General features: G+C 39.8%; 13 protein-coding genes. 4 read left to right on the top strand and 9 right to left on the bottom strand.

The genetic code is table 11. The features are described 5' to 3' along the window. Window positions 1–27 precede the first annotated feature (27 nt). Window positions 28–2,661, bottom strand: coding sequence for a phosphoenolpyruvate carboxylase (gene ppc, locus PP2015_RS20980; RefSeq protein WP_058032432.1), 2,634 nt, complete (start codon window positions 2,659–2,661; stop codon window positions 28–30). A 180-nt stretch (window positions 2,662–2,841) separates the two neighbouring features. Here ppc and PP2015_RS20975 point away from each other — a divergent pair, with 180 nt between their 5' ends. The 4 genes from PP2015_RS20975 to PP2015_RS20960 are packed head-to-tail and all read left to right on the top strand — an operon-like array spanning window position 2,842 to window position 5,383. Continuing rightward, the gene (locus PP2015_RS20975; protein ID WP_058032431.1) at window positions 2,842–3,228 is read left to right on the top strand and encodes a thiol-disulfide oxidoreductase DCC family protein; all 387 of its coding nucleotides are present in this window, start codon (window positions 2,842–2,844) and stop codon (window positions 3,226–3,228) included. Then, window positions 3,209–3,955 (top strand): SDR family NAD(P)-dependent oxidoreductase, encoded by a 747-nt coding sequence (locus PP2015_RS20970; protein ID WP_058032430.1) that lies wholly within the window; start codon window positions 3,209–3,211, stop codon window positions 3,953–3,955. The genes PP2015_RS20975 and PP2015_RS20970 overlap by 20 nt, the downstream gene beginning before the upstream one ends. Window positions 3,956–3,958: 3 nt before the next feature. After that, entirely contained in the window at window positions 3,959–4,597 is a 639-nt protein-coding gene (locus PP2015_RS20965; protein ID WP_058032429.1) for a flavin reductase family protein, read from the top strand. 60 nt (window positions 4,598–4,657) lie between these two features. Then, the gene (locus PP2015_RS20960; protein ID WP_058032428.1) at window positions 4,658–5,383 is read left to right on the top strand and encodes a tetratricopeptide repeat protein; all 726 of its coding nucleotides are present in this window, start codon (window positions 4,658–4,660) and stop codon (window positions 5,381–5,383) included. A gap of 35 nt (window positions 5,384–5,418) precedes the next feature. Here the strand turns inward: PP2015_RS20960 and PP2015_RS20955 are convergent, their stop codons facing one another. The 8 genes from PP2015_RS20955 to PP2015_RS20920 form a co-directional block, all read right to left on the bottom strand. Further along, on the bottom strand, window positions 5,419–6,822 hold the full coding sequence (locus tag PP2015_RS20955; protein ID WP_227009266.1) for a coniferyl aldehyde dehydrogenase: 1,404 nt from the start codon (window positions 6,820–6,822) through the stop codon (window positions 5,419–5,421). Between the two features lie 64 nt (window positions 6,823–6,886). Then, window positions 6,887–8,335, bottom strand: coding sequence for an SLC13 family permease (locus PP2015_RS20950; RefSeq protein WP_058032426.1), 1,449 nt, complete (start codon window positions 8,333–8,335; stop codon window positions 6,887–6,889). A gap of 10 nt (window positions 8,336–8,345) precedes the next feature. Next, complete coding sequence (locus tag PP2015_RS20945; protein ID WP_058032425.1) at window positions 8,346–9,290, bottom strand: porin; 945 nt, start codon at window positions 9,288–9,290, stop codon at window positions 8,346–8,348. Between the two features lie 208 nt (window positions 9,291–9,498). Continuing rightward, window positions 9,499–10,851, bottom strand: coding sequence for a sigma-54-dependent transcriptional regulator (locus PP2015_RS20940; protein ID WP_058032424.1), 1,353 nt, complete (start codon window positions 10,849–10,851; stop codon window positions 9,499–9,501). Next, window positions 10,852–12,609 (bottom strand): sensor histidine kinase, encoded by a 1,758-nt coding sequence (locus PP2015_RS20935; protein WP_058032591.1) that lies wholly within the window; start codon window positions 12,607–12,609, stop codon window positions 10,852–10,854. Window positions 12,610–12,622: 13 nt separating this feature from the next. Beyond that, the gene (locus tag PP2015_RS20930) at window positions 12,623–14,071 is read right to left on the bottom strand and encodes an SLC13 family permease (protein ID WP_058032423.1); all 1,449 of its coding nucleotides are present in this window, start codon (window positions 14,069–14,071) and stop codon (window positions 12,623–12,625) included. 258 nt (window positions 14,072–14,329) lie between these two features. Further along, window positions 14,330–15,424: a DUF1513 domain-containing protein gene (locus PP2015_RS20925; RefSeq protein ID WP_083496716.1), complete on the bottom strand. Its 1,095-nt coding sequence runs from the start codon at window positions 15,422–15,424 to the stop codon at window positions 14,330–14,332. Between the two features lie 12 nt (window positions 15,425–15,436). Beyond that, a complete protein-coding gene (locus PP2015_RS20920) occupies window positions 15,437–16,612 on the bottom strand; it encodes an imelysin family protein (RefSeq protein ID WP_058032421.1) in 1,176 nt (391 codons plus the stop codon). Window positions 16,613–16,617 lie beyond the last annotated feature (5 nt).

Raw genomic sequence — 16,617 nt, 5'->3', positions numbered from 1 at the left:
AATTCATCACTTTAGTTAACGCATTATTTATCCTGAATTTCTCATTCCTGCAGCAACACCTGTCATAGTAACCATAAGAGCCTGATCAATTTTTTCACTTTCATGCTCTCTGGTACGTTTTAATAACTCTACTTGTAGCAAATTAAGTGGATCTATATAAGGATTTCTTAATTCTAGTGATTGTCTCAGCCAAGGTTGTTCAAGAAGTAGAATATTGTCTGGCGCCAATTCCTTTATTAAGACTTCAGTTGATTTAAGATCTTCTCTTAATTGTGCTCCAAGCACTTTAGCATCTGTTGTCATCAACACTTTTTCATAATGCTCTGAAAGCCAGCAATCTGTTTTACAAAACACCATTTCTAGCATTTCTAATCGAGTTCTAAAGAACGGCCATTGTTCACGCATTTCATGCAACATCTCAACGCCGTATTTATCAATTGCGGCTTGTAAGCCTTGATATACACCAAGCCAAGCTGGCAACATGAGCCTGTTTTGACTCCAAGCAAATATCCATGGAATAGCTCTTAAGCTCTCTACTCCGCCATTAGGATTTCGTTTAGATGGTCGAGAGCCAAGCGGTAATTTTGCTAGTTCTAGCTCAGGTGTAACTTGTCTGAAGTAAGCAACAAAATCTGGATTTTCTCTTACGATTTCTCGGTAATATTTACATGAGCTTTCAGCAATCAACTCAATCACTTCAATCCAACGAGACTTAGGAAATGGTACCGGGGTTAAGTTCGCTTCAATAATTGCGCTGGTATAAATCGAAAAGCTTTGAACTGCGACTTTTGGTAGTCCATATTTAAAGCGGATCATTTCCCCTTGTTCTGTAACCCGTAATCCGTTTCTTAAACTACCCGGAGGTTGAGACTGTAAAGCTTGTGCAGCAGGCGCTCCGCCACGGCCAACTGTACCTCCTCGACCATGGAATAAAACAAGTTCAACCCCATATTCTTTTGCCACCTTGAGCAATTTGTCCATAGCTTGGTACTGTGCCCATCCCGCAGCCATCATACCTGCGTCTTTTGCTGAATCTGAATACCCTATCATCACATATTGCTTATGATTTATATGGGAGCGGTACCAATCGCAAGACAACAATTGCCTTATTACATCTGCACCGCGATTTAAATCATCTAAGGTTTCAAATAATGGCGCGACAGGCAAATTGAAACGACAGCCCGTTTCTTTTAGAAGTAATTTAACAGCAAGAACATCAGACGCGAATTGAGCCATTGAGATGATGTAAATTCCCAGCCTATCAGAGGTTTGTTGACTCACTAATTGGCAAGTTCTTAACACTTCTTCAACTTCATCAGACGCAGAGTAATTTTTAGGTAATAGTGGTCTCTTAGACGCTAATTCTTCAATCAAAAATTGCTGCTTCTGAGCTTCACTCCAACTTTTATAATCACCCAGCTCCAAATGCTCAACAATTGCTGCGATCGCATCAGCGTGCCTTGAAGAATCCTGACGTATGTCTAAGCTGCAGAGATTAATACCAAAACACTCTAATCTAAGTAACGTATCTAGTAGAAGCCCATCTGCAATTTGCGACATATTGCAGTTATGAAGTGAGTTATATATCAGATTTAGAGACGATTTTACTTGTCCAAGTTCTGTTATTACCTCTTGCTGTGAACCAACTTTGCCTTTTATCTTATTCTCAAGTGATTGAATGGTTTCATCAAGCTCCCCTTTCAACTGCTTAAGTATATAACGATAAGGTTCATGTTGTTCGCCTATTAATGCTTTCACATGCTCATCAACTTGATACATAGATAGCTCGCTACTGAGCATATCAATGTCTCGTGAGATTAAATCTATCGCCATCCATCTGCCGTGTTCTAAGACTGATTGCGTTACCTCAGATGTGACAAATGGATTACCGTCTCTGTCGCCGCCCATCCAAGAGGTAAAACGGATGGGACTATGAATCTTCTTTAGTCGTATCCCTAATTTATCTTGAGTAATTTGATTAAAGTAACGAATGAACTGAGGTACAGCATGCCATAAACTATTTTCAATAACTGCATAGCCCCACTTAGCCTCGTCCAAAGGAGATGGTCTCTTTGCTCGAATATCATTGGTATGCCAAGCTTGACTGATTAACTGTTCAATACGACTAATAATAATTTTACGTTCGTCAACATCAAGACACTGTAATTCAAGGGCTGATAAACAATCACTCAACTGAACATGTTTATTAATTATGGTTCTTCTAGTCACTTCAGTTGGGTGAGCAGTTAATACCAGCTCAATATCTAGCTCAGAGAGTACTGACTCAACTTGATCATGATTTAATTGACCATTCTCAAGCATTATCGATAATTTCTCGATTTGATCGTTCAATGCTTTGTAAATACCTTCCGGTGCGCCTGTTACCGAAATTGTATGAAATTGTTCAGCTACATTTGCGAGGTTCAAAAAGTGATTAAAGGCACGTGCAACAGGTAATAGTTCATCATCCTTAAGGCTATGTAGGGTATCAAGTAGTTTTGCTCGGGCTACTGAATCACCTTGTCGAGATGACTTAGCGAGAAGACGAATTTGTTCAATCTTTTCCAACATACTTTCACCCAGCGTTTGCTGAATGATTCGGCCAAGACAACCACCTAACTGACTAACATTCGCTTTCAGGTTTTCGTACTGCTCTCCCATATCCGCTCCTTTTTATTAACGTTTACGTAAAAACAAATTGCTTCAAACAAAAGTTGCTCAAAACACAAACTGATTAAAAGTTATTCTCTACTATACAGCGAATTAAAGGTAGATCGAGTGATCGCATTATGAATTTTAAGCGTAATTTTAACTACTTAATTACCAAGCAGCATAAAGCAAATGCAACTACTCTATGACGGCCAATGCCCTTTGTGTGCCAAAGAAATGAGAAAGCTCAAGCAGTTTGACCTTGAAAACAAGCTCACTTTGATTAATGTTCATGATATTCATGAACTCGATTTCAATCGACTTTATCCAAACATTACTAAATCAGATACTCTACAAATATTGCACGGCTTTTCTGATGATGGCACGTTATTACTTGGTTTGGATGCAAACGTACAAGCTTGGCAAACTGTTGGTAAATATCCATGGTTGAGACTGCTACGAGTGCAACCAATAAAGTGGTTCGCTGATAAAGGCTATTTGTTATTTGCCAAACATAGAGTGAAAATCTCACACTTTTTAGTCAAAGACGGGTGTAATAATGGACAATGCCAAAGATAAATCACTGCATCTTGTTATTGGTGCGAGCAGTAAAATCGCTTTAGCGTTTATTAAGAAACTTACCGAGCAAAACCCTACTGATGTAGTGGTGAGTTTTAGCCAGAAAACATTAAAGTTTAATTCTGAAAATATTCATCACTTCTCCACGAATTACTCTGATGAATCAATTTCTAATTCTGTATCGACTTTTCAAAATACTTACTTATCAGAAAGTGTGAGAATAAAAACCATCACATTTTTTAATGGCCAATTACATTCAGACTTGTATAGCCCAGAAAAGAGCATCCGACAATTTGACCCAGCTTACGCACAAGCTCTTTTCAATTCGAATGTAATCACACCTATGCTTTGGCTTAAGCGTCTAGTTAAATTGCTCAATCGTTCTGATAACTGTGTCGTCACCGCGCTATCAGCCCGTGTTGGTAGCATCGAAGATAACGGGTTAGGTGGCTGGTACAGCTATCGAAGCTCAAAGTCCGCACTTAATATGATGATGAAAAGTTTTGCGATTGAACTAAAACGTCAAAGCCCAAAAAGTACTGTTTTGCTTTTCCATCCTGGCACCACAGACACACCACTGTCTAAACCTTTTCAAAAAAATGTACCAGACGGCAAGCTATTTGAACCCGAATTTGTTGCTGAATGCCTATACAAGCAAGTGGCAGAATCAGACAACAACGACTTAATTAATTATCTCGATTGGCAAGGCCAATCTATACAATGGTGAATTATGTTTTTTAATACTCAATCTCTCAATGAATTAGAACAAAGATATCGTGCACATTTAATAAATAGCTTATCCGGTTTCAAAAGCGCAAATTTATTAGGCACCGTTGATAAACATGGTCAAGAGAACCTTTCGATTGTGAGTTCTGTTTTTCATTTAGGCGCTAACCCAGCTTTATTTGGTATGATCATTCGCCCACACTCAGTACCAAGACATTCTTTTGAAAATCTATTAGAAACGGGTTTCTATACCCTAAACCATGTGAACGAAGATATAGTCACCCAAGCGCACCAAACATCTGCTCGTTACGAAAAAGAACAATCAGAATTTACTGAAACAGGTTTAACAGCAGAATATTTGAATGACTTCAAAGCGCCGTTCGTTAAAGAGTCTGAAATTAAAATGGGTCTAAAACTAGTCAGTGAGCAGGTAATTGAGGTGAACCAAACTCACTTAGTCATTGGTGAATTAATTGCGCTTCACTGTCCTGATTCGGTCATACAACCAGATGGTTTTATCGACATAGAAGCAGCAAACACAGTCGCAATAACTGGATTGGACAGTTATCACACTACATGCAAAATCAATCGTTTAAGCTACGCTAAACCTGATTCAAAGCCTAAGCCTTTAGTTACACTTTAGGGTTTGTTTTTTCTTTAGGTTGCTTTAAACTCAAAAAACCGACCATCAAAGAGAATAACCATGTGGCGTAATAACTTAAAGAAGTTTGCACTCGCCGGCCTATTTAGCGTGTGCTTTACTGCAACGGCAGGATTAGAGGAAGGGATTGAAGCTGCAAACGCAGGTGATTTTGAAAGGGCTTTACAGGAGTTTCAGTATTTATCTGACATGAATTATGCTCCTGGCATTTATGAGTTAGCTAAATTACATGAAGGCGGTTATGGCGTTATTAAAAACCCACGTAAAGCAGCAGAGTTATTTCAAAAAGCAGTAAAACTGGGTAGTGCCGATGCGATGTTTTCATTAGCGGTAATGCACGAAGAAGGTCGTGGTGTGAAACAAGATAAACAACGCGCTATTGAGCTATTCACTCAGGCTGCCAACAAAAATCTTGCTGCTGCACAATTCAATCTAGGGGTGATGTATACCAATGGTGATGGCGTGTTAAAAGATTATGCTGTTGCAATGGACTGGTACGAAAAGGCCGCAGCGAGCAACTACACCTTGGCAATGTTCAACCTCGCCCTAATGTATTATGAAGGGCTGGGTGTTGAGAAAAACATCGAAAAGTCATTTATATGGAACACCTTAGCTGAATATAACGGTAATCGCCAAGCGATGAAAAGTCGAGAGCTTGATGAACAACAACTGTCTCCTTCTCAAGTTGAAAAAGCGATTGAAAAAGCAAACAAACTGTATTGGCGCATTCAAGAGAAAACCTATTTCCCAGGCTCTAAAATAAACTAATAGAAAAGCGCTAAGGCGCTTTTCTTATACCCTACTTATTTTTGTAAGGTTTTCACAAACCAAGTTAGTAATTTTGAACGTGATAAAAGTAATTGCATTCTTGGATTTCCTAATCTGCCACTTTTAAAAACACTTTTTGCATGACTGAAAGTTAAAATCCCTTCTTTGCCATGGTATTGGCCCATACCCGATGACCCAATACCACCGAAAGGTAAGTCTTCTACTGCAACATGTAAAAGCACATCGTTAATCACTAATCCGCCACATTGAATCTCTCGCTCTGCACGATTTACAAGAACTTTATTCTTAGTGAATAAATAAGTAGCAAGAGGATTAGGGTTATGTTTAATTACCTTGATTACTTCATCAAAACTAGACACGGATTTAATAGGTAATAATGGACCAAATATTTCTTCTTGATGAACTCTCGCTCTGTTTGAAGCATTGTCAATAAGGTGGAGTCCGAGTTTTCGAGTTTCAAAATTTTCGCTATTTGGTTCGCTCCAAACGTATGCCCCATCATGCAGCGCATCCCCAATTAATTCAATAAGTCGTTCATATTGCTGCTGATTAACAATTGAGGTCAAATTGTCTAGGTTTGAACCAGTTTTAAAGTGTTTTTTGTATTGTTTTTTTATTTCTTCGATCAACTCAGTCTTGCACTTTTCATGAACGACCAAATAATCAGGCGCAACACATATCTGCCCAGCGTTTGCCGTTTTGCCAAATACAATACTTCTTGCTGCATGCTTAATATCTGCATCGTCCATAACAACAACAGGAGATTTACCTCCCAGCTCTAAAGTAACGGGTACTAAGTTATTCGCGGCAGCACGCATCACATGCTTACCTATTTCAGTACTACCTGTAAAAAACAAATGGTCAAAGGGTAACGCACTGAAACTTTTCGCTACAACTGGCCCGCCTTCAATTACACAACAATAATCTGAAAAAGGTTCTAAAATTTCTTTTATGAGTTGGTTTGTCGCAGGCGTATATTCGCTGAGCTTTAGCATTACACGATTCCCTGCTGCTAATGCAGTAATTATAGGCATCAACGCTAGCTGAATCGGATAATTCCAGGGTGATATAACCCCCACGACTCCTTTGGGCACATAATTTATATGGGCGGACGAAAATGCAAACTGGAGTCCCACTTTACGCCTACTCGGTTTAAGCCAAGAATTTAGATGCTTAATAATATGATCGATCCCACCGATTACTGGCATGAAATCCGCCATCTGAGTGTCAAAAGTGCAACGATTTCCAAAATCTTTATTAGAGGCGGCTATAAAGTCTTGCTCGGCTGTAACAAGCTGAGTTCTTATTTTCTTTAATAAAGAAATGCGTGTTTCTACGGATGAATTGGGATGATGCATAAAAGCAACTTTAAGAGATTCAAGTTGCTTTGTCAGTTGGGGATCTATCTCGTATTGCACAACATGGCTCATTTATCGGTATTTGAATAAATACACTATAAATGAGCCTGTTAGTTGTTTCAAATTAGAAAGAAAGAACGCTTCTTGCGACAGTCAGTGTTAGTACAGTTATGAGTACAATCGCGACAATATTCAGCACAAAGCCTGCTCGAATCATATCACGCATCTTTATTTCGCCAGAGCCAAATACAATGGCATTCGGTGGCGTTGCAACTGGCATCATAAAGGCACAACTTGCTGCAATGGCAGCAGGTATCACCCACACTAATGGCGTGCCTGTTATCGACTCTGCTACAGGACCAAGTAATGGCAAAAAACCTGCAGCCGTTGCAGTATTTGAGGTGATCTCTGTTAAGAAAGTAATTAATCCAGCCACCAGCAAAACGCTTACCACTAATGGAATGGTGTCAGCCGACACCAATAAGTTAGCAATATAAGTTGCCAAACCTGACGACTTAATTTGTGACGCAAGGGTTAAACCACCACCAAACAACAGTAAAATACCCCAAGGCACTTTTGCCGCACTGTCCCAATCCAGAATGCGCTCACCTGTTTTCTTATCAGCAGTAATAACAAACAACATTAATGCCGCTGCGATCGCAATTGAAGTATCTGAAATTTTAAGCCCAGTCCAGTCACCTAGTAACGGTCTAAAAATCCAGCTTAATGCTGCGAAAATGAATACAGCCAACACACCTTTTTCTGCACGAGACATGTCACCTAATTTTGTTAATTGCTTTTTAAACAGTGTTTTAGTATCAACCTCTGCGTCAGAATCATCGACTTTATAACTGACTTTCGTCAACCAAAACCAAGTAATAAATAGCATGGTGACAGATAAAGGTAAGCCAACCGCCATCCAAGTCGCAAAACCAATTTCGATTTGATAACTGTCAGCCAAATAAGCTGCCATCAATGCATTTGGAGGCGTGCCTATCAGGGTAGCAATACCACCAATACTCGCACCATAAGCTATCGAAAGCAGTAGCGCTTTACCAAACGCCTCATTGCTGCTGTCACGCTCTTTAACAAGATGAATAACCGATAATGCAATCGGTAACATCATCACCGCAGTGGCCGTGTTCGACATCCACATAGATAAGAAAGCCGTCACTAACATCATAGCTAGAATTTGCACACTTGGCTTTGAGCCCGCATAAAGCATAGTTTTTAATGCAATGCGCTTATGCAATCCCCACCTTTCCATAGCAATTGAAATTAAAAAACCACCTAAGAATAAGAAAATAAGTGGATGCGCATAAGGTGCTGCAACCGATTTAATGGGTGCGATGTCAGCTAGTGGTGATACCACCAAAGGTAACAAAGATGCCGCTGGAATAGGCACGACTTCGCTCACCCACCAAGAAGCCAACCAAAAAGCTAAACCCGCTGTTCGCCAAGCTTCGACACTCATGCCTTCGGGTGGCGATACAAAGCAAGTAAGTAACATTGCCAGTGGTCCTAAAAACAACATGGCATATTTTATTGGATGCGCAGATGAATAATCAGACATACTTTAACCCTTAAAACTTATACTTCATGCCAATAGCGATTGACGTATCATCGTCTGACTCAAGATCCAGTTGTGTGACTAATGCATACAAATTGGTTTGCTTATCGAGTATGTAGTCTGTACCCAGTGTCCATTGGGTTGCTTCTTCCGCATGACGTAATTTGCTGGTATCTCTACCTAATTGAATTTTAGGCACCCAACTACCCATTTTATAACTTGCACTGACCAAATAGCCTTTGCCAGATTTGCTGCCATCTAGGTTTTCACTGTCTTGAACGATAGCACCCAGCTGGAATGCATCAAACTTATACGCTGCAACAACACGAGTCGCTACCAAATCATTTAAGCTATCTGTGTGGCTTAATGAAATATAAAAAGGCTTAGCTTTTAAAGCACGGTCGCCATAAATTGCGGTGGCAGCAAATCCAGTTTCTTCATTTGAAGCATCATCTTTTGGTGCATAGGTAAACGAGAACGACAGATCGTTATAAGTTTTACTGCTATAAGTGAGGGTATCGCCTAGTCGGTCTTGTCCAGGTAGAATTTGCGCAATATCACTTTGGGTTTCGTTAAATTGATCAACTTTACCTTCGCTGTATTTAAAGCGCGTATCGTTACGGCCAACCACCAAGGTTCCCCAGTTGCCAGCCAAACCTACATAGGTGTTACGCGATGAAAATGGCGATTTAGTGTCGTCGTTTTCAAAACCCTTTACTTGTACTTCGTATTTAAACACCACTTTAAGAGAATCACTCAGTTTATGATCGCCCTTAATGCCGATACGTGAAAATGGCGCGTCAATTTGCGTACCCGCTTTGGTATAACGCATTAACCCTTTGTCTGTGTCTGCTATTTGTACTTCGGCTTTACCATACACATTGTAATCGGCAGCAAAAGCGGTGCTTGAAAATGTGGCCATCACACCGAGTGCGATTAGAGTTTTACTTGCTGTCATCTTGTTTTACCTTTTTTATAATTGTGATCAGGGCGTGTTGACCTTTGCAACTTCAAAGATAAACACACCCTAGTGTTACAAGATGGTTGCCAAAAAGATAAAAACGACTATTTTCAATTAGTTATTAAATTTTTTTTACAACAAAGCCGTAAACAATGTGCGGATTTTCACACATACTTTTACTGCGCTTGTCACCAAAACCACACACTCATTCTGATTCGGTAAACATAGTACGGGTTAGACCATACTTTGCCATTTTGTCGTATAAGGTTTTACGAGGTAATTGCAACAGCGCCATGGCTTCTTTGATACTGCCTTGTGATTGAGAGAGAGCCTCTTCAATTAATGATTGCTCAAAATAACTCACTTTTTCTTGTAAACTCAATGACTCATCAGTTTGAGAGACTTGCTCTAAATCTTTTAAGGCCAATGCCTTACCCAACAAAACTGTTCTTTCAGCATGGTTTCTAAGCTCTCGCACATTACCCGGCCAAGGCTTTTCTCTGAGTAGCAAGGCTTGCTCGGGTGTAATAGGTTCAAATGTCTTATGAAAACGGGTCGCTGCAATGGAGCAAAAATGCTTATACAACAGAGGAATATCTGCTTTTCTTTCACGCAATGCAGGAATGGGCACTTTAAGTAAATTCAAACGGTAATAAAGGTCAGCTCTAAATTGCTGCGCATCAACCAAGTTTTGTAGGTCCACTTTAGTTGCTGCAATCACTCTGACATCTAAATCAATCGAGGTGTTTTCACCAACAGGTGTGACTTTACGCTCTTCTAAAACCCGTAATAACTTAACTTGTAAGCTAGGCGACATAGCTTCAATTTCATCTAGAAATACGGTGCCGCCCTGCGCATATTCAAACTTACCAATACGCGAACTATGTGCCCCTGTGTAGGCACCACTTTTTGCACCAAACAATTCACTTTCAATCAACTCTTCAGGAATGGCACCACAGTTAATGGCCACAAAATTATGTTTACTGCGGTTACTATGCTCATGAAGGTAACGTGCCACCAGCTCCTTACCTGTGCCAGTTTCTCCCTCAATTAAAACATCAGCTGGGGTATCTAACACCGCATCGAGCAGTTGCAGCATATCTTGCATGACTTGAGTTTGACCTAAAATTCGCACCCCAGGCCCCGAATGTTGTTTCACACTTTGCTTAAGCTCTCGGTTTTCAAGCACCAAAGCGCGCTTTTCAGAGGCTCTGGCTATGCAATCTAACAGCTTATCGGTAATTGGTTTTTCAAATAAGTCATAGGCACCAAGGTGCATGGCTTTAACCGCAATGTTCACATCCGCAAAACCCGTTAAGAAAATAACCGGTAACTCGCTGTCGAATTGCTTAATTTGTTCTATAAATTCAAGGCCGTTGAGTTTAGGCATATTGATGTCACTTAACACCACTCCATTAAAACGGCGGCTTAATTTGCTCAACGCGGCATTGGCATCGCCATAGCAAAACACCTCATAGCCTTCTAATTCTAGTAGTTGCTTTAAGGCATCACGAATGCTCTTTTCATCATCAATAACAATGACGCTGGAATGACTCATTTAAATTCTCTTCTCATTAGAAAGTGGGTCTGAACCGATTGATGTTCGCAGTGTTAGGATAAAACTCGCGCCGAGATCAGAATTATTTTCAGCACTCAGTTCACCTTTGAAGGAGTGTATAATTTGTTTAGAAATAGATAAACCTAAGCCCAAACCATTACCCGACTTAGTGGTAAAGAAAGGCTCAAAAATACTTTCAAGAGTATGTGACTCAATACCTATCCCGGTATCAGAAATCTTTATTGATGATTTACCTTCATCAATTCGGTTAGTGATTGTCAGTTTTCTAGTTTGAACTTTTTGCATCGCATGGCATGCATTAGAAAGGAGGTTCACAAAAACTTGCTCGCATAAAATTGGGTCAACCCAGACTTCTATCTCGTCTAACTCATTATTTAACTCGATATTATACTTTTTAAGCTCAGGACCAATGATAATTAACGCATTAGAAAATAAGTCTTTAAGTTTGTGTAGTGCCAAATTTGGCTTTTGTGATTTACTAAAATGCTTCAATTGGGCAACGATTGTATGAGTTCGTTTGATTAAGTCTTCAATCAGTATTAAGTTTTCTTGTACTTTTTCGTACTGACCTTTCAATAGCAGTCGTTTACTACTCGTTAAATAAGCACTCATGGCTGTAAGTGGTTGACTTATCTCATGGTTAATTCCGGCGCTGAGTTGACCGATAGTGGCCAGTTTTGCAGTGCGTAATAAGGCTTGCTGTGTTTCTAGTAGCTGCTCAGAGCGGGCGTTAATTTGCGCTTCCAAACTTCTTTGAGTAAAGAGTAACTGCTTGTAGCCTGCCAGCTTGACCAAAATTACTTCAAGAATAATAAATAACGCCAGTAATAAAACTGAACTCAGTGCTAAACGGCTCCATTGATTGGCTGTCACATCATCAATTGCAGAAAGTAAATACAGTGACGCATCCAGTGAATTAAGTGACTTTTTGGCAAACACAAAATTTTTAGCTAAACGCCCTTCTGTTGAAATTTGTAACCGCTCTGCTTGCTCATCAAAACGCCAGAGCTGAGTGTTAATCTCACGTCCTGAGAACTGCCGTGATGCATCAAATTCATCTATGTCAGTTTGACTCAGTGGTTTAGTTGAAATTAAACGCCATTTTTCTTGATCGGACATCAAAACAATGCCTGAGCTGTCCATTAAAATAAAACTATGCTGCTGACCTGTATCCAAACTGTCTCGAACATCTTCAAAATGACTGGCATTTACCTTAACAACAATGACACCTTTGACTTCGCCTTGCTGTTCTATTGCCTGAGAAATATAAATGCCCCGAGCACCAGACCTTAAACCAACAGCAAAATCTATCGCGTTTCCGTTTTCAACCGCTTCATAAAAATACTGTCGAAATGCAAAGTTGCTTCCAATATAACTATGGGATGCTTGCCAGTTACTACTTGCAGTAACCCAGCCTTGCTCATTCAACACATAGACATCTGATGCGCCACTAGCAATTTGAATGTCTGCAAGGTATTCATTAAGTGGTTTTAAGTCATGTGTTGTATCTTCATCGAGCAAATTCAACATGTGCGTATTTTGTCGCACTAGATTTGGAATTGAAGTAAAGCGCGCAAGTTCAGAGGTGAAATATTGATGAAGTTTTTCTAGATTCTCAGTACTGTTTTGACGAGTTTGTTTGAGATCGTATTGTACGCCAACATGATAGATGGCGCACAAACCGATAATTAAACATAAAAAGTAAACACAAAGTTTGGTCGATAGTTTTTGCTGCAAAAGTCTGCCTGTTTTAGTAACCAAATACCCAAGAGCCGAGTGTCATAGTTAACAAGGTTATGAGTAAGACTGCAATGATATTCATCATAAAACCAGCTTTGACCATATCTTTTATTTTTATCTCACCAGATCCGAACACAATTGCATTTGGCGGTGTTGCAACAGGCATCATAAATGCGCAGCTCGCAGCGATTGCAGCAGGAATTACCCAAATCAATGGCGTACCTGCGATTTGCTCTGCAACAGGGCCCAGTAAAGGCAAAAAGCCAGCGGCTGTAGCAGTATTAGATGTTATCTCAGTTAAAAAACAAATTAACGTCGCGACCACTAACACACCTAAAATAAGGGGGATAGTAGATGCCCCTGCCAGCATATCCGCAATATATTGCGCCAGACCAGAACTTTTAATTTGAGCGGCAAGCGCAAGGCCACCGCCGAACAACAATAAAATCCCCCAAGGTACAGCTTGGGCTGCATCCCAGTCCATCACCTTGGTTTTATTATCTTTTTTGGCAGGCAAAACAAAAAGCAATAACGCCGCTATGATGGCAATACCGGTATCTGTGATATTTAACCCTGTCCAACTTGCTAAATAAGGCCTTAATACCCAGCTCATAGCAGCAAAAACGAACACAAACAGAACGTTTTTCTCGGCGAGTGTCATGCTACCCAGTTCATCTACTTGTTTTTGAAAAAGTGTGTTTAACTGAGCGTTATTGCCCACTTGTTTTACGCTAAAAGCAAATCGAGTCAGCCAAAACCAGCAAATAATAATCATGGTAAAGACGAATGGCACGGCGAACATCATCCACTGAGCAAAACCAATTTTGATTTGATGGTTTTCCCACAAATAAGCTGCCATCAGTGCATTAGGCGCAGTCCCAATGATGGTTCCCACTCCTCCGATACTGGCGCTATAAGCAATCGCCAGTAACAGTGCCTTACCATAATTGTCACAACTACTATTGTTTTCTCGTAAAACATAAATAACTGACAAGGCTATCGGCAACATCATTAAGGTTGTTGCGGTATTATTGATCCACATTGATAAAAAGCCACTGACCATCATCATGGCTAAAATCTGGAATTTTGGATTATTACCACTTTTTAGCATGGTGATGAGTGCAATTCTTTTGTGTAAGTGCCACTTTTCCATCGCAATAGAAATTAAAAAACCGCCTAAAAATAGAAAAATAAGCGGATGAGAGTACACACTCGTCACAGATTTTATATCGTTAATACCCGCCAATGGCACTGCAATGATGGGCACTAATGAGGTCACAGGAATAGGCACAACCTCACTCACCCACCACACACCCAACCACAGTGCTAAACCTGCGGTTTTCCAAGCGACCTCAGGCATACCAGATGGCGTATCAATTAAAAAGGTTGATAAGAAAATGGCTGGTCCGAGTAATAAATAAAAATAGTGGAAAAGTGTTTTATTGTTATCTGAAATCATATCCGTACATTACTTTATTATTTTCGTTGTTTTGGCTTCTGCCGTTTGTATTGAAAGTAACCACAAGAGGTAAATTTACTATTCAGAGCGCAGATTACTTCGTAATTAAGGAGTGAGTATGAATGAGCGGGTTTTGAACGACAAGATGCAACTCAAAAAAAGAGGTCTCCAAAAGAGAAAATGCGCTTTCAGTCGTTAATAACTGAAAACGCATCAAATTTTACCTGTGCTTAAAATGAAATTTGCCAGCGGTTTAATTTAAGTCATAAAGCTGATCAAATGATTATCCCACTTAATATCATGGTGATTAATCGCACTTAGCGCTTTGTCCACTCCAACCAAATTACCTCGGCCCGTTGTTGCAATAAATGTACGTTTGTTACTTGCAACGCCAGCAGTATCATCAAGCATTGATAAAGACTTTAATTTTCCCGTGCTTCTATCCCAAATACTCACAACGCCCCCTCGAGGAGAAGTGACAGCCAGTTCATTTTGATCATTGACTGTAAGGCTTGCGATATATTGTTTAAAACGCATCCATTCTTTTTCGCTTGCTTGCATCGGCTGGATCTGCTCACCGATCCTATGACCATAAATAAGCGGGTTCACTTGGTATACAGCGCCTTGGTACTGACAACCAAAGTAAACGGTATCATCATTAGCCACGCACAAGTGTCTAATACTTAAATGCTTGTCGCGTAGCTGGTGCTTAGCAACAAGTTCACCATTTAGTGTATTTATATAACTTAAGTTCGGTTGCATGGTGTCTAGGTTTAGCTTTTCTCTCGATTTAGCAGGATGAGTATGAATGCCGCCATTAGCAATCACCAAAGTTTGATTATCACTTAACATCGCAAGTTGATGGGGTCCAACTCCGTGACTTGAAAACTGCCGAACAATAGAAAAGTGTTTGGTATCTCGAACGGTGATTAAACCTTCTCGCTCTGTCATATGTTCATCAAAGTAGTTTTCTGTAGTGAACAATAAACTTTCATCAGCATTTAATTCACCATGACCAAAAAAGTGATGCTTAGGCTGGGCGTCAATTTCTTTAACCACCAACTTCGATGCGACATCAATAACGTGCAACTTGACGCCGGGTCTTCGAGCAAATGCGATTATTCGATTTTGCGATTGAATATACGCTAAATCGTGAGCACGCTCAGAGATCTCAACGCGACCATGTAAATGACCTTGCTCGTCAAACCAACCAACATAATGTCGGTTTGCTTTATCTGTAAACGCACTCGCAAACAAGGTTTTCGCCGATACAGAACACGCCGACAGCCATGGCATTAAAGACGAACATGCGCTTAATGCTATCGCGCCTTTTATAAAACTACGTCGATTCATAACGTCACTCTATTAATCACCATCGTTGGTGTTAAAACCGGGTGCTAAGTCGGTTACTTGAACAAAATCAGATGCCATTATTGCTCGAAGTTCAGAAATCGAAGTACTAACTTCGTTGAGCTTTACTCTACCAGTTTCAGTAGTGATTAAATTAGCCAAAGTTTCATTTTCAATAAGACCAAGTGCTGCATGAACAGCTTTAAAGTGCAAAGAAATTTCATCTTTAACATCTTCTCGGTCATGTACTTCAACTAATAAATCATCGAAGCCAAACTCTGTCGCACCATTAAACTGTTGTTCTAAAGCAGTTATATTGGTTTGTATATTTTTAACTGAAACATGTGCAAAAGCGCTTTCTAATCGTTCAGGGTTACCAGGTAAAATTTCACCTAACGGTGATTTAATTTTTTCGTCATTTATAAGTTCTAGGTATTCAAACCAAAAGGTTAAGTACTTTTCGATAGCGCCTTTATGGCCGCTAAAACTTCCTGTACCAGCCTTGAATTGTTCGCCATACTCACCTTGCCACTTTGTAACTACTTCATCCATCAGTGTTACTGTGTTATTTGCAATCACATTTAAATATGCACAGCGTTGGCCTTGGTTTTGAGATGAAAGAAATGCATTAGCTTCATCTTGATTAAAGACAACATATTCAAATGCAGGCAACCCTTGAAGTTGATGCTTTGAACTGGGAAAACCATTTTCAAATGTTTCACCTTCAGTAAGAATAGATTCAACATCGTTAGCTATTTTAGTTGCTTCAATTGGCATATACTGAATTTGTGAGTAAATATAAGTGTCTGATATAGGACCAAACTTAATGGTTCGCGCTACCTGCCATGCACTATTGGTTTTGTTCCAAGCTATTTGCAAGTTCGTTAAGTCTGCTTCTGTAAACTCCGACTTCTTACACACTTCACTTGTTGTATTTTGAAGGGCTTCGCTTTCGGTCAGCATAAGTTGATAACTCGGTAAGATAACATCATCTACTAATACTGATGTTATTTTTTCAAGTGCTTGTGTTTCAGTTAATTTACTGGAGTTATCTGTTGATCCATTTCCTTGATCTGTTGTTGGCGATGTCGTAGGTGTTTTCTTGTCAGAGCCGCCGCCACCACAACTTGATAATAAAAGGCTTAGCACGACTGCAATTGTTGTAGGTATTAAAGTGTTGATTATTTTCATTATTT

The organism is Pseudoalteromonas phenolica (genome assembly GCF_001444405.1).
GTDB classification, from domain to species: domain Bacteria; phylum Pseudomonadota; class Gammaproteobacteria; order Enterobacterales; family Alteromonadaceae; genus Pseudoalteromonas; species Pseudoalteromonas phenolica.
The sequence above is the reverse complement of the archived record's forward strand: the minus strand, read 5'-3'. Positions and strand labels throughout refer to the sequence as shown.